Genomic DNA, 19,187 nt, shown 5'->3' with positions numbered 1-19,187 from the left:
AGTACATTGGAGAATAAGGAGAAACACAGATCCGGGGAAATCTTAAGAATGGTGACACTTTGGCTCGAATCCGGCATGTTCACTACCTGCGGTGTCTTCTATAATCCAAAGTGTAAGAACAATGTAAACGCACTCAATACAAGCGAATGGGGGATAACAATGAATTTTACAAGAAAGCTTGTACCGCTTATGGCATCAGCAGCATTAATGGCAACAGCCCTGGCAGGCTGCTCCGGTAACAACAATTCTGCAGCAGGCAGCACAGCCTCACCGGATGGAAGCGCACAGACAGAGACTGGCGGCAAGCCGGCCAGCATCAAAGCGATGACGATCCTCTTCGGCAATCCGCCGGAGATGGGCAGCAATAAAGCGCTGGAGGATCTGGAGAAACGCGGCAACGTTGATCTGGATGTGACCTTCGTACCCTCCGAGGCCTATACCGATAAGCTCTCCGTAGCCGTGTCGGCAGGTGATTCCTATGATCTGCTGCTCATGGACGGCGGAAAGGACGACAAATTCAATAACCTGGTGAAGATGGGCGCGTTCCATGATCTGACGCCTTATCTGGAGAAGACGGAGAATATCAGCCAGATCGATGATGTCGTCTGGGATGGAATCAGAATTGACGGCAAGGTATACGGAGTTCCCCGGCCGCGCGGCCTGTACGGCGGAGGGGAAGCCAATATCCTGATCCGTAAGGACTGGCTGGACAAATACAATCTGGCTGTGCCAAAGACGATGGATGAGCTGACGAATGCACTTGCTGTATTCAAGGAGAATGATCCGGCAGGCGGAGGCAAAACCATTCCGTTTACGATCTATGGTTCAGACGGAGTCAACAGTCCAGGACCTTTCTCAGGAGTGCTTCCGATTCAGTTTGCCTTCGGTATTCCTAATGTGTGGAAGCTGGACGGCGGGAATGCCGTGCGCGATTTCCAGACTCCTGAATACAAGGCATTTCTGGAGTGGCTGCGAGATTCCTGGAGCAAAGGCCTGATTGACAAGGATGCGCCGGTGCTCAAGAACCAGGGCCAGGCACGGAGCAAGTTCCTGTCAGGCACAGCGGGTGCTTTTGTGGGGAATGTCAGCGATCTGGGAGAGGCCAATGTGGAGAAGCTGAAGCAGACAGATCCAAATGCTGAAATTGCCATTGTCGATGTGCTCGAAGGGGCAGGCGGACACAAAGGTGCTGCTGTACTCGGCGGATACTACGGGCTGTGGGTCATTCCAAGCTCCGTACCGGAAGATAAGGTTCAGCAGATTGTTGATTTCCTTGATTTCACCGCCTCCGAGGAGAATATAGCGTTCTCCAAAGCGGGAGTTACCGGCATTCACTCCAGTGACTTCAAAGATGGTGTTGCTGTGCAGACTGAAGAGCAGAAGAAGCAATACGACCTGGATAAGCCGAGCCAATTCGTGCTGGAGAACCGGGTAGATCCATATGTATACGCCAGCTCCAAGGAGCCGGAGATTCTGGCGCAGCAAAAGGCGACATTGGATATCATCAGCAAGATCGGTGTTGAGAATCCGTTCCTCAGCTACAACTCACAGTTCGCCAGCAAGAATCCGGACAGCTACAAAAAAATGAGCGCCGTGATGACGAAATATGTGCTGGGTGAAGGCACCTGGGAAGATGTGCAGAAGGAGATTGATACCTGGACAAATGGTGCAGGCGGGCAGATAGCCAAGGAACTGCTGGATCAATATAATGCAGCGCACTAAATAAGACACCACTAAATATACACAGAGGCAAAGGAGGGGGCTTCCCCTTTCTTTTGCCCATGGATAAGGAGGTTTAGCCTGTGCAGAGAACTTTGCGCCCTAAACGGTTTAATCAATTATGGCCTTTCTATTTACTGGCGGCACCTGGCATTCTCTATTTTCTGGTTTTTCATTATATCCCGATGTCGGGACTCATTCTGGCCTTCAAGGAGTACAGCCCGTTCAAAGGCATTATGGACAGCCCGTGGGTGGGGCTGGATAATTTCAGACAGTTTTTCGGAACCTCCGATTTCTATATTTTGCTGAAAAATACACTGCTGATCAGTCTGCTGAACCTGATCATTTATTTTCCGTTTACGATCCTCCTGTCGTTACTCCTGAATGAAGTGCGGCTCAAAGTGTTCAAACGGGTGTCGCAGACGATCGTCTATCTGCCCCATTTCCTGTCCTGGGTCGTCATTTACGGGATTACGATTTCGTTCTTCGGGCCTTCAGGCGTCATTAATCATTATCTCAGCCAGTGGTTTGACGGCAATGCCAATTTCCTGGTGAGCAATGAATGGTTCCGGCCGCTGGTCATCTTCCAGTCCATCTGGAAGGATGCAGGCTGGGGGACAATTATCTTCCTGGCGGCACTGGCAGGGATCAACCCGGAGCAGTACGAAGCGGCCAAAGTGGATGGAGCGAGCCGGCTGCAGAGCATCTGGCATATTACCCTCCCCGGCATCAAGAGCACGATTGTTATACTGCTGCTGCTCCGTCTGGGCTCCTCTATGGACTCCAACTTCATGCAGATCTTCCTGATGACCAACAGCCTCAACCTGGATGTCTCCAATGTGTTCGATCTGTTCGTCTACCATATCGGTCTGGAGCAATTCAACTACAGCTTCGCGATTACCGTAGGCATGTTCAAATCCGTTGCCAGTCTGATCCTTGTAGTCGGGGCCAATTATGCGGCAAAGCTGCTTGGCGAGGAAGGCATATTCTAGAACAAGAACAGGAGTGGAGACGTTATGAAGCTCAAGGCAACATGGTTTGACACCATTATTGTAGTTATTATCTGCTTAATCAGTCTGCTGGTTATTCTGCCTTTTCTATACATTATCGCGGTATCCTTCAGTCCGCCCGGAGATTCAATGGCCGGGAATTTCTTCATCTGGCCCAAGCACTGGACGCTGGATGCTTACAGCTATCTGCTGAATGCGAATACGTTCCTGACCTCGGTCAAGAACTCCGTCATTATCACGGTAATGGGTACGCTGCTTAGCCTGTTTGTATCCATTACCCTGGCCTATGCCTTATCTAAGAAGTTTCTGCCCGGCCGCCGCATCATGCTGCTGATTATTTTCTTCACCATGATCTTTCATGGCGGGATGATTCCCAGTTATCTGGTGGTCAAAAATCTGGGTCTGATCGATTCCTACTGGGCAGTGGTGCTTCCTGCGGCTTCCAGTGCTTTTAATATCATGGTCATCCGCTCGTTCTTCCAGAGCCTGCCGGAAAGTCTGGATGAAGCGGCAAGAATTGACGGGGCAGGAGAGTTCAGAATTCTGTATTCGGTCGTGCTTCCGCTGTCCAAACCGATCATCGCCACGTTTACGCTGTTCTTCATGGTGCAGTTCTGGAATGAGTTCTTCTCAGCGGTCATCTATCTGAATGATACATCGCGCTGGCCGATTCAACCGCTCCTGCGGCAGATGGTGGCGATCAGCGCCTCCAATATTTCGGCAGAGGCTGCAGTTGACGCACAGCTTGCGGCCAACCTTGGACCCAATGTCCAGAATGCGGCGATATTGCTGGCCATGCTGCCTATTGTAATCGTGTATCCGTTCCTGCAGAAATATTTCGCCAAAGGAGCCATGCTAGGTTCGATCAAGGAATAGACGCGGATGAGATCCGTTAAACCAATAAAGGTGAGGGTTCAAATGACGATTGGATATAAAGACTTGCGCCATAATCCTATATATACAAAGCCGCAGCTATCGGATGAAGAATTCCTCGGCACCATGCTGGACTTGAACAGACCTGAGCTTGGCGGTGTGGCTGCATACTTGAAGTCAGGTGATGTGCCGGCTGCACGGGATGCCTATCTGGAGGTCATTTCAGCAGGTAACAACGGGAGATATTACTTTGAAGTGAAGGATGTTCCCAAGCTTCAGGCGTATGCCGCAAGCTACTACGGCCATGAGGAGGAAGCGCAGCAGACAATCGCTGAGGCAGACCGGATCGTGGAAGGGGATATCCCGCTATTCAAAGGGAAAAGAGTGGTCTTTCCGCGTGGAACCTATGACTGGAACAGCTGGCTGTACGACAGCTCCCAGTATCAGCTGCATCTGACCCGGTTCGTATATGTGAAGCATCTGTCCAGAGCTTATGCGCTGACCGGTGATGAGAAATACGCCAAATGCTTCAATGACATGATCAGCGACTTCATCGATGATAATAGGGTGCCGGTGGATGATACATTCCGTTCCGAGCATTCGACCTGGGACCCGCTGTCTGTCGGGGTGCGGCTGTTTATGCTGCCGGAAGCCTTCATTATCTTCTTCAGCTCACCTGCGTTCGAGCCTGAGGTTAAGCTGAAGCTGATCAAGTCCTTCCAGGAGCACGGGCAGTATGTGCGCAAATACCATGCCGGCGGCGGTAACCATGTCTGCATGCAGCTGCGGGGGCTGATCCAGACGGCGCTGCTCCTGCCGGAGCTGAAGGATTCCGCGGAATGGCTGGAGTACGGGCTGCGTGAGCTGCCGGGATATATCCGCCAGAACGTATATGCGGATGGGGTACAGTTCGAAGGCAGTCCGAATTATCACCTGATCGTGATGCGCGATCTGTATGAGCTGGTGGCACTGTTCCATAAGCTTGGAATCGACGCCGGGGAGTATCGCGACACCTTGGAGAAAATGTTCACCGTGACGATGCATCTGCTGGCCCCCGACGGTCAGATGGTCAAATTCGGCGATACCGATGTGCAGGTGGCCAGCGAGCTGCGCAATGTCATGAGTCTGGGCGCTTATCTGTATCAGCGCGGCGATTTCAAAGCGCTGGGGCATGAGCGGCTGCCGTTCTCCCTGCTCTGGAGAGTAGGGCCGGAAGCGGTGCAGCAATATGAGCAGCTGAAGGCGAAGCAGCCTGCCGAAACGGCAGCCTGCTTCCCGATTGGAGGTTACATTACCTCCAGGCAGGGCTGGAGCCGGGAAGACATGTACATGGCGATGCGTGCAGGTGTTGGAGTCGGCGGACATGCCCATTCGGATGCGCTGAGCCTGGTGCTCTACGCCGGAGGGCGCGAGCTGCTGGCGGATTCAGGCATGGGATTGTTCGAGTGGAACAAGGAGCGTAAATATACGGTATCCACCCGGGCCCATAATACCGTAGTGGTGGATGGCCAGGACCAGCATGTCCGCAGCTTTCACTGGAATACGCCGACGACGGCAGCCTGCAGAATCTGGGACGTCCAGTCCAGTGCAGCCTATGACTACAGCTTCGCGAGCCATTACGGCTATACCCGTTACGATGATCCGGTCATCCATTCCCGCAAGGTGCTGTTCATCAAGAACAGCTACTGGATGATTGTGGATCTGTTTGAAGCGAAGGAACAGCACCGTTATGAGCAGTACTTCCATCTGCCTACAGGCGGAGCGGGATATGACTGCCGCCGCAGCGGTGAAGTGTCCACTCAGCTGGAGGGGGCTAATCTGCTGCTGCTGCATCTGCCGGCCGGCCACGCTGAGGACCAGCTGTTGCTTGAGCCGGGACTGATTTTCAAGCAGGGGGAGTATACTGAGAGTCCGGTGGTGAAGCGTTCATTAACTGTGGCGGGGAGGACGGCAATCGTAACGCTTGCCGTTCCGTTCGGAACGGAGAAACCTAAGGTGACCATTGAGCCCCTGCCTGCACGGATGAACGGGAAAGAGCTATCTGCTGAAGAGGCAACGGCCCTCCGTATTATAATGGAAGATCGAGTGGATGAAATCTGCTTGTACCATAATAGTGTAGAGGTAGCGGGCTACCTCGATCACACCGGCAATATCATTGCCGAAGCGCTGCTGCCCCGCAAGAATGAACCGGACGGCTTGGAGTTTGCCGGGGGCAACTATAGCCGGGATGTTATTGTGATCACGGATTCCAAATCATAGCGGTCTGAAAAGAACAACGTCCATCCTGTACCGGGGTGGGCGTTGTTTTAGTTTGGGGGGAGAGGAGGAAATGAAAGGGAGAAATCCCCTTGAATGCGGCGGAAGCAGGCAGCAGGCGGGAATGAGGGGCAGAAGTGCCCCTGAATCCGCCAACTTGAAAATGTTTGCGCCGAATCCCCTTGTTGCAACCGTTATCATGTTATAATTTTAGATATAATTTGAATGATAATGGAGGGACTCATGAGGAACTCTTTGGAACTGCTTGAGGATGTCGTGGATACACAGGCGCTGCAGATCATTCAGGACGATCTTGCTGCGGTGACGGATATGGCTGTGCTTACGGTCGATGCTGGCGGCAAGCCGGTGACCCGGCACAGCAAATGCACGGACTTTTGCAGAGCGATGAGATCGGCCACCCAGTCCTCCCGGTTATGTGAGAGCTGTGATTACCGCGGGGGATATGCCGCACAGAGTATGCAGCGTCCCTATGTCTATAAATGCCATATGGGGATTGTGGATATGGCGGTACCGCTGGTAGTCGGCAGCAAGTACCTTGGCTCCATTATGCTGGGGCAGATCTCTATTCCCGCACAGGATACCGGTAAGAAGCTTGATATGCTGAGCTCAACCAGCCGTCCAGATCAAAGGGAGCATGACAGCATGCTGGAGGAATATTACCGGAGCCTTCCGGTGATGTCTTATGAACGGATCGAATCCGTAGCCCGTCTGGTCACCCACATGAGCCATTATATAACCGGCAGAGTTAGCGCCAGGAACCGGACTTATGTATTCGGCACTTCTGCAGCTGCTGCGGATGTGAAGCTTACAGAAGAAGCAGCGCAAGTACATGAGATTCCCCGGCAGCAGGTACAGGAGGAGGCGGGCCAGCCGACTGACAGGAAGCAAGCTGCGGGCACAACAGGCGGCAGCCTCAGGCTGAAGCCGGCGCTGGAGCATATGCATGGGCATTTCCGGGAGCGGCTGAGACTGGCGGACATGGCCCAGTTATGCTGGATCAGCGCGGACTATTTCAGCAGACTGTTCCGGCAGGAGACGGGCAGCACCTTTTCTTCCTATATAAATAGCCTTAGGCTGGAGGAAGCGAAACGTAGTCTGGCGGAGGGGGAAGAATCTGTAGTGAGCATCGCGTATTCGCTGGGGTTTGAGGATAGCGGGTATTTCATCCGGACCTTCAAAAAAGCTACAGGCGAAACACCGGCGGTCTACCGCCTGAAGAGCCGTGCATAATCCGCGCTGCGCTGGGAGTTTATAGGATGAAATGACGGAATAGTTCTATACAGGATCGTGCAATGCCAAACAGCGGCAAAGCGCTTATACTGAATAGGAAGCGTTTACAAATCCTGCCTAAGGAGTGCTGTGAAATGAGAAAAATACTAACCTCTCCCTCTAAATATGTTCAGGGCAAAGATGAACTGTACAACATCGGGGACTATGTAACGATCTATGGACGGAAAGCGCTGCTGGTGGCGCATAAGGATGATCAGGCCCGGGTTCAGGATTACCTGGACAAGGCAGTTGCCAAAGGCGGCTTCGAATTCGTAACCGGCGGGTTCGGCGGGGAATGTACACTTAAGGAGATCGGCCGGCTGGAGCAGTTCGCGGCAGCAGAAGGCTGTGATGTGATTGTTGGCCTCGGCGGCGGCAAGGCGCTGGATACAGCCAAAGCGATCGCCAACCGGGCCAGAATTGCGATTATTGTCGTACCGACGATTGCGGCGACTGATGCACCATGCAGCGGCTCTTCGGTGATCTATTCGGAGCACGGCGAGTTCGAATCCTATCTGTATGCGCGGCAGAATCCCAATGTGGTGCTGGTGGATACCGGAATCATTGCCAATGCGCCGACGCGTTTTCTGGTGGCCGGGATGGGGGATGCGCTGTCGACCTTTTTTGAGGCGAGATCCTGTGTCAGAGGGTTCACCTATAACAATTCCGGGGCCGTAAGCACGAAGGCGGCGATGGAACTGGCCCGGCTCTGCTACGAAACACTGCTGGAGGACGGACTGAAGGCCAAAGCGGCCAATGACAGCAAGGTGGTCACGCAGGCGCTGGAGAATATTATCGAGACGAATATCCTGCTCAGCGGGCTTGGATTCGAGAGCGGGGGACTGGCCGCAGCGCATGCCGTGCATAACGGGCTGACCATTCTGGAGGAGACTCATCATTATTATCACGGGGAAAAGGTGGCTTTCGGCACGCTGGTGCACATGGTGCTGGAGAATGCGCCGCAGGAAGAACTGGACACGGTGCTTGGCTTCTGCAAGTCGCTCGGATTACCTACCTGCCTGAAGGACCTGGGTGTTACAGATATCAGTGAAGCCCGGCTGATGCCGGTAGCCGAAAGAGCCTGTGCCGAAGGGGAGTCCATTCATAATATGCCGTTCCCGGTTACGAAGTATGATGTATATGCGGCCATTCTGGCTGCGGACCGGCTGGGCGGAAGCGGAGGCGAAGCCAGATGAAGAAGATCATCAACGCTCCTGAAGATGTAGTCGTGCAGATGATCGAGGGCATGGTGCTTGCCCATCCGGAGCTGCTGGAGTGGAACCGGAAATACAAGATCATTACGCGTAAAGAGCTGAACCCGGACAAAGTCACTCTGATCAGCGGCGGAGGCAGCGGACATGAGCCTGCGCATGGCGGATACGTAGGTAAGGGAATGCTGGATGCGGCGGTATGCGGTGATGTGTTTGCCTCTCCGTCGACGATTCAGGTCTACAATGCGATTACGAAGACGGCTTCCTCCCAAGGAACGCTGCTGATTATCAAGAACTATTCCGGTGACTGCATGAATTTCGATGCGGCGGCGGAGATGGCGTTCGAAGATGATGATATCACCGTGGAGAAAGTGTATGTGAACGATGATGTGTCTGTGGCAGATGATGCATCGACGGCAGGCAGAAGAGGCGTGGCCGGAACGGTGTTTGTGCATAAGATCGCCGGAGCGGCTGCAGAACGCGGAGATACACTTCCGGAGGTCAAGTCCATCGCGGAGAAAACCGTGCGCAATGTCCGGTCGATCGGCTTCGCGCTGACTTCCTGTACCGTGCCGGCCAAAGGCTCACCAACCTTCGCGCTTGGAGAGGATGAGATCGAATTCGGCGTAGGCATTCACGGCGAACCGGGTATTGCCCGGGAAAAGCTCGTTCCGGCCGATGAACTGGCCGCGAAGGCACTTCAGGCGCTGCTCGCCGATATGCCGGTTAACCCGGAGGAAGAGGTCGCGCTGATGATTAACGGCTTCGGGGCAACGCCGCTGCAGGAGCTCTACATCCTGAACCGTTCCGTCAGCCTGCTGCTGGAGGAAGCCAAGATCAGGGTATACCGGACCTTTGTCGGCAATTATATGAGTGCGATTGATATGGCGGGAGCATCGGTCACCCTGCTGAAGCTGGATGATGAGCTGAAGCAGGCACTCGACTATAGCGCGGAGACGGCAGCTTATAGATGTTAGGAGGCGGAAGCAATGGAGAAGCTGCTTACAGCTGATATAGTAGTGATGATAGATGAGATGGCGAAGCTTATCATTGAGAAGGAAGTCGAATTCTGTGAACTGGATTCCTTTGCCGGAGACGGGGACTTCGGCATGTCGCTGGCCAAGGGCTTCCGGCAGCTGAAGCTGGAATGGGAGGAGCTGCCGCAGGAAGATATCGGCGAATTCCTCAAAGCCTGCGGAATGGTGATCATTGAGCACTGCGGAGGCGCTTCGGGTCCGATCTGGGGCTCGGCCTTCCGCAGCGCGGCGAAATACGCCAAGGGCAAGACCGAATTAAGCGGACTTGAGCTGGCGGGGCTGCTGGAGAACGCGGTAGAGGGCATCCAGAAGCGGGGCGGAGCGAAGCTTGGCGACAAGACGCTGCTCGATGCACTGATTCCTGCTGCTGAAGCTCAGCGGAAGAGTGCGGAGAGTGGCGACGCCCTGCTGATCAGCATGCGCAAGGGCGCAGAAGCGGCGGTGCAGGGAGCCGAGCACACCAAAGACATTATCGCTTCCAAAGGCAGGGCAAGCTATGTGGGCGAGCGGAGCCTCAGCCACCCGGATGCCGGAGCTACAGCGATAGGTATTCTGTTCACCGGGATTGTAGACCGGATGCAGCAGTAAGGATCGAAGACCCCGATTGAAATACAGATGCAGCGAAAAGGGACGTCCCGGTGGTATATCTCCGCCGGGCGTCCTTTTGCTGTTCCGCTAGTTCAAGTCTCGTATATAATATTCCCTGTTTCGGTAAGGTCATAGCTGTGAATGGACTTCAGCTCGTTCTGGAAGGCGGGTGAACGCAGAATATCAATAACCGTGCTGATCCATTGTTCATTCTCGGGCTTCTTGACCATGACCAGATCGTAGCGTTCCGTGGTGAGCGGAATGAAGTCGATGCCGTCAATAATCTTGGCGGCCTTCTCGGTGCCGATACCCACATCGGCGCTGCCCCGCGCCACCATACCGGCTATAGCCAGATGGCTGTTCTCTTCGGTTCCATAGCCCTCCAGCGCTGCGGATGGAATTCCGAGCAGGCGGAGCTGCTCATCCAGCAGCACCCGGGCCCCGGAGCCGCGTTCGCGGTTGATCAGGATCAGCCCGCTCTGCCGGAGATCACTCCAGGTGCGGATGCCTTTGGGGTTGCCCTTCCGTACATAGAACCCGGCACTGCGCGATAGCAGATGCACTACGATATAAGAGAAGCCTACGAGCAGCTTGCGGATATAAGGCAGATTATATTCGCCGGTATCCCCGTCCAGCAGATGGGTGCTGACAATATCCGATTCCCCGTGATACATGGCAATCAGGCTGTCCAGACTGCCGGCATACGAACGGAGCGGGCGGGTGGACGGCAGCGTACGCTCCAGATAGGTCGCCAGAATATCAAGCGACATATCCTGGCCGGTAATGACCACATTCATACTGGTGCTTTTGCCGGTATGGGGGGGCGGAGGGGCGAAGGCCTGATACGGAGCCGCAAAGGAAGCGGCCGTCTGCAGCGGCTGTATTTCCTGTAATCCGCTTCCGCCGGGGAGCGGATGCCCATAAGCCCCGCTGCTGCGGGAATTCTGCTTGTATGCCTCCAGATCAGAGAGGTCAACACGCATCTGTTTGCCGACACGGTAGGAGGGCAGCTCTCCTTTTTTGATCAGATCATAGACTTTAAGTTTGGATATTTTGAGTAACCGGGCGATTTCCTCGGTTGTATAGGAAGTATTCTCAGACATGAATTAAACCCTCCCAGGGGATGCACTGCGGCAGAAGTCACAGGTAGCCATATAATGCTTATAATGCTCAAGACTACCTTATTTTGTGGACCTGCGCAATCTAAGAAACCCCCGGACCGCAGGCGCAGAGCAGCAGACGGAGCTTCAATAAGTCCCGTGCCGCTCTGTCTTCGCCTGCTGCGCATCGGATAACGTGATCAGCTCGGAGACAGTGACGAACCGGAACCCTTGCTTCGCAAGCTCGGGGAGGATGATCTTCAGCGCTTCCTTCGTTTGCGATTGCCCATGGACATGGTCATGGAACAGAACGATATCTCCATTCCGGGCATTACGGATCACTCTGCTGGAGATGCTCCAGACTCCCGGGCGGTTCCAGTCGCGGGTATCCTGATGCCAGGACCAGAGCACCGGCTTCAGGCCCATGCTGTTGGACACATCAATCATCGTGTCGTCGTACATTCCGCCCGGCGGTCTGAACAGGCTGCTGTGTTTGCCGGATACTTTGACAATCTCCTTCTCCGTCAGCTCCAGCTCCTCCTGAATCTGCTGCCCGGAGACCGGTTTTTTGAAATAAACGTGATTATAGGTATGGTTCGCAAGCTCATGGCCTTCATTAATGACGCGTCTGGCGACCTCGGGATAAGCGGCGATCCGTTTGCCAATTGCAAAAAAAGTGCATTTCGCATTGTATTCATGCAGTACCTCCAGAATGCCATCCGTCTCGAAGGGGTCCGGGCCGTCGTCGAAGGTGAGTGCAATAACCTTTTGGCTGGTCTGCACCTCCCAGATTATGTCGCCCCGTTCCTCATAATAATAGCGGTTCTTGGCCCTGTTCGGGCTGCCGAGGGCAATGTCTGCAGAGCCGTGCATAAGCGCGAGCGCTGCAAGGGCCGCGGCAGTGATTCGGATTCCTCTTTTCATGCGTCTCAAGTTTCACTCCACACCCTGTGTTTTTATAAGCCGTTCCTGCTCTGCTTGAGCCTTAGAATGCTCCATTTGCCCCGGGAAATATGCATTTTATATAAAGCGAACTGGAAGGTTAATGATAAAGATGAAAGTAACATCTGAACCGGAAACTTATCTGGTCGCATTTTAGAGTGAAAGTTCTGCCGGAAATGACTTATAATGAGATACTAAATACAGAACAATGGAATAGGGGCAGCGGAGATGACACTAATTGAGAAAAGAGAGCATAGGCAATATCCGGAAATTACCCGGCTGGAAACATCCAGAGCCGCATATGAACGCGATTATTCGCGTCTGATCCATTCGCCGACCTTTCGACGGCTGCAAGGCAAATCACAGGTATTCGGTGCAGGCACCGGAGATTATTACCGCACACGGCTGACCCACTCGCTGGAGGTGGCGCAGATTGCCCGCGAAGCGGCCAAGAGTCTGCTGCGTTCTTACCCAGAGGTAGAGACGGGGGCAGCTGAGAATCCGGGATTGGTCATCGATCCGGAGGTCGTGGAATGTGCGGCCATTGCGCATGATTTCGGACATCCGCCGTTTGGGCATAAGGGGGAAGAGGTGCTGGACAGCCTGCTGGAAGGGCTTATTGCCAAGAAGACAGCGGAGGCTGCCGCGAAGTCCGGGGCCGGTCCGGTACAGAAGCAGACGATCCATGAGAGCATGAAGCGTAAATATGAACATTTTGAAGGCAATGCCCATAACTTCCGCCTGATCATGTTTCTGGAGAAACGCGAGAATATCGATGGACTGAACCTCTCGGATGCGGTGCTGCTGGGCATTAACAAATATCCGTTTCCCGGTACTGTGCTGAAGAAGGGCATGTACCTGCATGAATGGGAATACATCAACGAGATCCGCACCCAGTGGGGGGTTCCGGCAGGCAAGAAGACACTGGAAGCACAGCTTATGGACTTATGCGATGACATAGCCTATTCGGCCCATGACCTCGAAGACGGCATCAAGGCCGGCAAGATAGAGGTACACGAGCATTTCATGCACGACGAATACATCCAGCGGCTGATTGTAGAGAAGATCACGACGCTGGAGGATGCCTTCTGGTCAGGCTGGCAGGCCGAGGCGATCAGCGCCAAGGTGGAGGAAGTGCTTAGCTCATTCCTTCGGGTGTGGATGGAGAAAATGCCGACCTGTGAGAATGACTACTCCCGCACGCGCCGTGAAGTTAAAGCTTATTGGGTCAGTACTTTCGTCGCCAGTCTCGGCGTCATCGAGGACGGGGACTGGAAGAAGGTTACCTTCATCAAGGAAGGCCAGGAGGATGAGGATATGCTGCGGACGGTCAGTGTGCTCAAAAGCTTCGCCTGGGTAACGATGATCCGCGATTTGCGTGTGCAGCGCCTGCAGAAACGGAGTGAATGGATCCTCCGGCGGTTGTGGGAGGCCTTCCTGGATCCCGAGACCTCGCGGAGTATTATTCCGAGCGATTGGCTGCAGCGGTATGAGAAGGATCAGAGGTCGGCTAAGCCTATCTGGACCTGGGAGCATATGGTGATTGATTATATCGCCGGAATGACCGATGCGTTTGCCGAGAAAATCTACAATGAGCTGTATGGACTAAAGGTAGGCTCGATTTACGATCTGGATTAGGCATGGCTCTGCGCCCATAGTACCTGTCAGCCGGTTTGGCTGGCGGGTACTGTTTTTTTATATGATCTGGATATACATATAAAATTTTTTAGGTATTTTGCCGAAATAGTACTAGCAACCTATTTTTTTTTGTTCTTTTATGAAAATGGAATGTAATAGAATGGAATTCCGGTCATGTTTTCGGAAAAAGTTTGAGGAGGCGCGCGTAGATGGGCAAGGGTCAACAACTGAAAAGTGCAGTTAAAAAATGGGTGAGTAGAACTAAAAAGGTGCGCCAGACCGCAGTAGCTAAAGGAAGTAAAAGTATTGGATTCAAGATTGCCTCCGGTTATGCGGCTTTGGCAGTACTGGTTCTGGTTACCGGCGGGGTCTCGCTCTATCAAATGAACGGTATGCAGAAGAACACAGGCAATATTATTGATCAGAGCATTCCCGCACTGGATAAAATCCACAATGTAAATTACCTGACAGAGCATGTTATGGCGATCAGCATGCAGCATATTCTGAGCACGGATAGCGCAGAGAAAAACACACTGGCGGAAGAGCGGGCTGAATTCATCCGCAAAGTGTCAGATACATTGAAGGAATACAAGCTCACCTTGCGGGGAGAGCAGGAGCTGGGGCAATTACAGTCGCTCGTCGGGAAATGGGGAGAGTTCCTGACCGTCAACAATCAGGCGATCCTGCTCAGCAGCTCGAATGACGAGGCATTAGCACTGGAGGTATCCCACAAGGGGATTGAGGCGTTTAATTCGATGCAGATTGATCTGGACGCGCTTGTTGCACACACTCAGGATGAAGCAGCGAGTGAGGGCAAAGTGTCCGAGAAGATTTTCCACACTTCCCTGACGTTGAGTATTGTAACTGTGCTGATTGTCCTGGTAGTCATCGGAATGATTAACATGGTGATCCGTAAGACTATGATCAATCCGCTCAAAAAGGTAACCGTACACCTGCAGCGGATCTCCGGCGGTGATCTGACCGCTGAGGATACCCTGATCGGCAATATGGATGAAATCGGCCAGCTTGCCAAGACCGTTAACGAAACTAACCGTACCTTGCTGGAAATGGTGAACCGGATCAGAAATGTCTCCGAGGTGATTTCGGAACAGGGCGATGAGCTGATGCATACGATTTCCGATACCAAGGAGGGCAGCAGCCAGATTGCCTTGACCATGGAAGAGTTGGCCAAAGCCTCCGGCAGCCAGGCCGAAGCAGCGGTAGATGCTTCTAAGGCGGTGGAGGAATTAAACGCTATAATTGAGAATTTTGCCGGCAGGGGAATTGACCTCTCGCTTCATTCGGAGCAGGTGCGGCAGAAGGGTGAAAAAGGCAAAGCGCTCATGGAGAGCTCTGTAGCGCAAATGAACCAGATTGCGGACGCTGTATCGCAGTCTATGGACACGGTGGAGGAGCTGAACCGCAAGAATGAGGGGATCTTCCGGCTTGTGGGCTCCATCCGCAGCATCTCTGAGCAGACGCATCTGCTGGCGATCAATGCGGCCATTGAAGCGGCGAGAGCCGGTGACAGCGGCCGGGGCTTCGCGGTAGTAGCACAGGAGGTGCGCAAGTTGTCGGAGGATGTGCAGCGGACCGTAGCGGAGATTACCGGAATTACACAGGGAATCCAGCATGACTCCAGAGCGATGGTTGAACAATTGCGCGGCGGCGTGGCGAAGACGGAAGAGGGCAGCCGGCAGATAGTCGAGACGGGCGAAGCCTTGGCCGATATCAATGGCTCGGTAGGGGTAATGGCACTCACGGTGGAAGAAATGGCCAAGGATCTGGAGCAGATGACCGGAGCCAGTGAAACCATGAACGAGTTCAGCCAGCATATCTCGGCACTCGCCCAGCAATCTGCGGCCGGTGTAGAAGAGACTTCAGCTTCGGCCCACGAGCAGCTCAGCGCGACTACGGAAGTGGCTAACGGCATCGAGCATCTGAAGCTGCTGCTTACTGAGCTTAAGGAGTCTGTGACGCGATTTCAAGTGTGAGGGGCTATATAGGCTGAAGCAGTGAAATTTAATTACTTAGGGATACGCCGTGACTGCAGAGAATGTTTGGACTTCCGGCCGCTGTTGTTCCCGGATTTCTTGATTTATACCGCTGGTAGCGGTGGAAATCCGTGAACAAAGGCGGACGCTGCCGCTCCTACAGTTCCAAACTTCTCTTCCGCCACTTCCCACTAAATGTAAATTTCAAGTTCAAACTATATAGTGAGATGGGAATATAAAAACAGCCTCTGCTTAGGTTAGCAGAGGCTGTTTTTGTCTTGGTATTGTGCTGGGGAGAGCAAAGTTATGTTACCTACTGCTATATTACTATACAGCTTGAACTGGGGGTTTTTCGGATGGCCCCGGCTCCTAGCTCTAACTGCACTAATTGATGACGAGACCCGTGCTGCCTAAGTACTAACTAACTGTATTTTGTGCAACTAAAGCGATCGTTTTTTGCGCTGCGAGGGTTTTAATTGCATTCTCTGCAGTTAAAATCCCCCATACTCCGGAAAAAAGACGTACCGCTAATTTTAGTTGTACAGAATACAGTTAACCGGGCAAATCCGTTTTTTCGCCGTTATTTAACTGCAGGAAATACAATTAAAGTAATTGCAATGCACTCCGCACTAGCTAGTTCACAATAGACTTGTCCGCGCAGAGTCTTGCCAGCGCAGGGTTCTACAGAGCAAGGTACTTTCCAGCTCAATCTATAGTCTATATAGTTGAAATCCTGCACAAAATACAACATTTTCCTCAAAAGATCGACGTTAACCGAAAATTGTTGTATAAAAGGCATCATTTCGCCTCCATCCGCCAGCCCAGTCCACAAATCAACATATCCCACAGTAACCCCGCACCTAGCAGCGGAGGCTTAATATTGGCGGCTGTAGTCGACCAGATTGAGTGAAGGCGTTCCGGACTGCAGATAGGCCTTCATGTTCTCAACGAAAATATCCACTACCCGGTCCGCGTAACGGTCGGTTACCCCGGCACAGTGCGGGGTCATGATGACCTGCTCCATCCCCCACAGAGGGTGATCCTCCGGCAGCGGTTCTTTCTCGAAGACATCGAGTCCGGCACCGGCAAGCTGTCCGCTGTGCAGCGCAGAGATTAGATCGTCCGTATTGGTAGTCGCTCCGCGGCCAATATTAATGTAATAGGCCCCCTGCTTGGCAGCGGAGAAGATGTCTGCATCGAATATTCCCTGCGTCTCGTCGGTGATCGGCAAAGTGTTGATAATAAAATCGGCGTCGCTCACGGAATCCTTCAGCTGTCCGGTCGTGAAGACCTCATCGAAGCCGTCAACCGGCCGGCCGGAACGGCTCACACCGATCGTCTTCATACGGAAAGCCTTGGCAATTCTGGCGGTTTCACTGCCGATGGAGCCGGTTCCGGCAATCACTGCCGTCTTGCCGGTCAATTCACTCTCTTGTCCATCCGAATGCCAGCGGCGGTTCTGCTGGTTGCGGATAGCGGTATGCATGTTCCGGGTGAACATCAGCATGAAGCTGAAGATAACGGCAGTAATCGGTTCGGCGTGAACACCGCTGGCATTCGTCAGCAGAATCCCGCGTTCATGCATGGCTTCGAGCGGAAGTTTCTCCACACCGGCAGACCAGGCCTGGACCCAGCGCAGCGGTGAACCCTGGCGCAGAAGGGTATCACTGACGCCTTTTCCCCAGCCGATGATAATTTCCGCACCGGAGAGCAGCTCAAGGTCCGGATTCCTGGAATCTCCGAGGGTAAGGGTATAATCTGGTGCAGCGGCGCGGATCAGCTCCTGCTGCCCATCTGATAAATGCTGCATACAAACGATGGATTTAGTCATGTTGGTTCCCTCCTATTCTACATTTCAGTAGAGAAATGGACGATAAGTATAGAATAAGCATAACAAATCTGCCTGGAAAGGTGAAATTAGAATGGAACATAAGGAGCCGGAGCAAGAATTTGAGCGTCTGTTTATCGCGATACCTTTGCCGGAAGCGCTGCGCTATTATCTTAAAAATGAGTCTGCCCGCGTGTCTTCCGGACTTAAATTTGCCAGATGGACACATTTTGAAGATTTCCATATTACGCTGCAATTTCTTGGCGACACTCCGAAGGAGGATATCCCGGCCCTGTTCGCGGCGCTCCGGAAAGTTTCCTCGTTAAGCAAAGGCTTTCAGCTGAAGCTCGGAGAATGGGGCACATTCGGCCTCCCGGACTCGCCAAGAGTGCTCTGGACGGGGGTTTCCGGGGAGCTTGAGCCGCTCAGGGAGCTGCAGAAAAAGGTGGTTTCGGCGACACTTCCGTTAGGGTTCACGGCGGAAACGCGAACGTATAATCCCCATTTGACAGTGGCCCGCAAATACCGTGAGGAGCAGCCGTTTACGCTGGAGCGGCTGGAAAATTTACGGGTAAAGGGACGTCCCGCAGGCAATTTACTTCCAGACTTAGGCTGGACGGTGGATGCTTTTGTGGTGTATGCTACCAGGATGCATGCCATTCCTATGTATGAAATGACCGAAAAATTTACATTTTTCTCAACATAAATCGACAAGAAAGTTTTCAAAGCTTCCATTTTCGGTTACATACAATAGGAGTGTGCCGTAAAATAGGAGGTAAATAATGTTAATATTTAAACAGAGCCGCTGTATTGCGCTGCTGGTTAGTGTAATTCTAGTGTCTTTCTCAGCGATAAGTTTGATGAACCCCGAAGGATCTGCTGCTACCGGGGAGAATGTAATAGAAATGGGTAAATTGAAGTCTGCCGGCCATGAGTCTCTGGAGCCCAGTGTTCCGAAAGCTGCATCCGCTGTATATAGGACAAGCCCTTCATCCAGCACAATGATTCCCATGCTTTACACCACAGCTGCCGAACCGGTCCACACCTGGGCCCGCATGGTAAGCGCCGGATGGTTAAGCCCCGAGAAGCTGCAGCGTCAAGAGGCTGTGAAGACGGGCGCCGTTCAGCCTAAGCCTAAGGCTAAGGTAACTGTGGTGAAAGCAACGCCGTCAGCGGCGCAAGCGCTGAAGAAAGCGGCCAAGGGGACAACGAGCGTAAATAAAGTCAAAGCGGCAACTCAGCAACATCCCCCCGCAACATTGTTCTTCTCTCGGACCAAGCTACTAAGCCAGGAGCAGCAAGCTGAAGCTACCTGGAGCTACGCCGTATCCGAAGAAGACCTGCTACTGCTGCAAAAAATCGTCATGGCAGAAGCAGAAGGCGAACCGTACCAGGGCAAGGTGGCAGTTGCCAACGTTGTTCTGAACCGGCTGCGGTCAGCCAATTTTCCCGATACCATTCATGATGTAATCTATCAAAAAAGCCAATTCAGTCCTGTCGCCAACGGCCGTCTAAAGCGTGTGAAGCCCAACGCAGACAGTATCAAGGCTGTTAATGCTGCACTTATGGGAGTTAAGGAAGTTACGGATGACACGTACTTCTTCTTATCGCTGACACTCGCGCAGGATCTTACTGTGCATCATTCACGGACACTCCTTAAGACCATCGGCAATCATACCTTTTACAAATAATCACTGTTAC

General features: G+C 53.0%; 13 protein-coding genes and 1 pseudogene. 11 read left to right on the top strand and 3 right to left on the bottom strand.

Annotated features, from left to right (window positions below):
- Positions 1-159: 159 nt before the first annotated feature.
- The 7 genes and pseudogenes from GC101_RS31440 (at position 160) to dhaK (ending at position 9,984) form a co-directional block, all read left to right on the top strand.
- On the top strand, positions 160-1,722 hold the full coding sequence (locus tag GC101_RS31440; RefSeq protein WP_171720512.1) for an extracellular solute-binding protein: 1,563 nt from the start codon (positions 160-162) through the stop codon (positions 1,720-1,722).
- A gap of 80 nt (positions 1,723-1,802) precedes the next feature.
- Complete coding sequence (locus GC101_RS31435; protein ID WP_042134003.1) at positions 1,803-2,711, top strand: ABC transporter permease; 909 nt, start codon at positions 1,803-1,805, stop codon at positions 2,709-2,711.
- A 24-nt stretch (positions 2,712-2,735) separates the two neighbouring features.
- On the top strand, positions 2,736-3,605 hold the full coding sequence (locus GC101_RS31430) for a carbohydrate ABC transporter permease (RefSeq protein ID WP_042134005.1): 870 nt from the start codon (positions 2,736-2,738) through the stop codon (positions 3,603-3,605).
- Between the two features lie 42 nt (positions 3,606-3,647).
- Entirely contained in the window at positions 3,648-5,861 is a 2,214-nt protein-coding gene (locus GC101_RS31425) for an alginate lyase family protein (RefSeq protein ID WP_171720511.1), read from the top strand.
- A gap of 240 nt (positions 5,862-6,101) precedes the next feature.
- Positions 6,102-7,109: a PocR ligand-binding domain-containing protein gene (locus GC101_RS31420; RefSeq protein WP_171720510.1), complete on the top strand. Its 1,008-nt coding sequence runs from the start codon at positions 6,102-6,104 to the stop codon at positions 7,107-7,109.
- A gap of 134 nt (positions 7,110-7,243) precedes the next feature.
- Complete coding sequence (locus GC101_RS31415; RefSeq protein ID WP_076242274.1) at positions 7,244-8,344, top strand: glycerol dehydrogenase; 1,101 nt, start codon at positions 7,244-7,246, stop codon at positions 8,342-8,344.
- A pseudogene (gene dhaK, locus GC101_RS31410) lies at positions 8,341-9,984 on the top strand (dihydroxyacetone kinase subunit DhaK). The gene GC101_RS31415 and the pseudogene dhaK overlap by 4 nt, the downstream one beginning before the upstream one ends.
- A 92-nt stretch (positions 9,985-10,076) precedes the next feature.
- Here the strand turns inward: dhaK and GC101_RS31405 are convergent.
- Positions 10,077-11,087 carry a substrate-binding domain-containing protein gene (locus tag GC101_RS31405; RefSeq protein WP_171720509.1) on the bottom strand — a complete coding sequence of 337 codons (1,011 nt, stop codon included), beginning with the start codon at positions 11,085-11,087 and terminating at the stop codon, positions 10,077-10,079.
- 144 nt (positions 11,088-11,231) lie between these two features.
- Positions 11,232-12,008: a polysaccharide deacetylase family protein gene (locus GC101_RS31400; RefSeq protein WP_171720674.1), complete on the bottom strand. Its 777-nt coding sequence runs from the start codon at positions 12,006-12,008 to the stop codon at positions 11,232-11,234.
- A 246-nt stretch (positions 12,009-12,254) separates the two neighbouring features.
- Here GC101_RS31400 and GC101_RS31395 point away from each other — a divergent pair, with 246 nt between their 5' ends.
- Positions 12,255-13,664 (top strand): deoxyguanosinetriphosphate triphosphohydrolase family protein, encoded by a 1,410-nt coding sequence (locus GC101_RS31395; protein WP_039302188.1) that lies wholly within the window; start codon positions 12,255-12,257, stop codon positions 13,662-13,664.
- Between the two features lie 209 nt (positions 13,665-13,873).
- A complete protein-coding gene (locus GC101_RS31390) occupies positions 13,874-15,658 on the top strand; it encodes a methyl-accepting chemotaxis protein (protein ID WP_171720508.1) in 1,785 nt (594 codons plus the stop codon).
- A gap of 874 nt (positions 15,659-16,532) precedes the next feature.
- Here GC101_RS31390 and GC101_RS31385 read toward each other — a convergent pair.
- Entirely contained in the window at positions 16,533-17,489 is a 957-nt protein-coding gene (locus GC101_RS31385; RefSeq protein WP_171720507.1) for a D-2-hydroxyacid dehydrogenase, read from the bottom strand.
- Positions 17,490-17,580: 91 nt separating this feature from the next.
- Between GC101_RS31385 and thpR the strand changes: the two genes are divergently transcribed.
- Both thpR and GC101_RS31375 read left to right on the top strand, forming a co-directional pair.
- Positions 17,581-18,192, top strand: a complete 612-nt coding sequence (gene thpR, locus GC101_RS31380; protein ID WP_171720506.1) for an RNA 2',3'-cyclic phosphodiesterase — start codon at positions 17,581-17,583, stop codon at positions 18,190-18,192.
- A gap of 76 nt (positions 18,193-18,268) precedes the next feature.
- Positions 18,269-19,177, top strand: a complete 909-nt coding sequence (locus GC101_RS31375; protein ID WP_171720505.1) for a cell wall hydrolase — start codon at positions 18,269-18,271, stop codon at positions 19,175-19,177.
- The last annotated feature ends 10 nt before the right edge of the window (positions 19,178-19,187 follow it).

It is taken from the genome of Paenibacillus phytohabitans (assembly GCF_013141775.1).
GTDB classification, from domain to species: domain Bacteria; phylum Bacillota; class Bacilli; order Paenibacillales; family Paenibacillaceae; genus Paenibacillus_AQ; species Paenibacillus_AQ phytohabitans.
Note: the sequence above shows the minus strand (reverse complement) of the source record. Positions and strands in the feature narration are given on the sequence as shown.

Coding starts and splice junctions, on each gene's coding strand:
- GC101_RS31385 (WP_171720507.1), bottom strand. CDS start 17,489: ATGACTAAATCCATCGTTTGTATGCAGCATTTATCAGATGGGCAGCAG.
- GC101_RS31395 (WP_039302188.1), top strand. CDS start 12,255: ATGACACTAATTGAGAAAAGAGAGCATAGGCAATATCCGGAAATTACC.
- GC101_RS31400 (WP_171720674.1), bottom strand. CDS start 12,008: ATGAAAAGAGGAATCCGAATCACTGCCGCGGCCCTTGCAGCGCTCGCG.
- GC101_RS31430 (WP_042134005.1), top strand. CDS start 2,736: ATGAAGCTCAAGGCAACATGGTTTGACACCATTATTGTAGTTATTATC.
- GC101_RS31375 (WP_171720505.1), top strand. CDS start 18,269: ATGTTAATATTTAAACAGAGCCGCTGTATTGCGCTGCTGGTTAGTGTA.
- GC101_RS31415 (WP_076242274.1), top strand. CDS start 7,244: ATGAGAAAAATACTAACCTCTCCCTCTAAATATGTTCAGGGCAAAGAT.
- GC101_RS31440 (WP_171720512.1), top strand. CDS start 160: ATGAATTTTACAAGAAAGCTTGTACCGCTTATGGCATCAGCAGCATTA.
- GC101_RS31425 (WP_171720511.1), top strand. CDS start 3,648: ATGACGATTGGATATAAAGACTTGCGCCATAATCCTATATATACAAAG.
- GC101_RS31405 (WP_171720509.1), bottom strand. CDS start 11,087: ATGTCTGAGAATACTTCCTATACAACCGAGGAAATCGCCCGGTTACTC.
- thpR (WP_171720506.1), top strand. CDS start 17,581: ATGGAACATAAGGAGCCGGAGCAAGAATTTGAGCGTCTGTTTATCGCG.
- GC101_RS31420 (WP_171720510.1), top strand. CDS start 6,102: ATGAGGAACTCTTTGGAACTGCTTGAGGATGTCGTGGATACACAGGCG.
- GC101_RS31390 (WP_171720508.1), top strand. CDS start 13,874: ATGGGCAAGGGTCAACAACTGAAAAGTGCAGTTAAAAAATGGGTGAGT.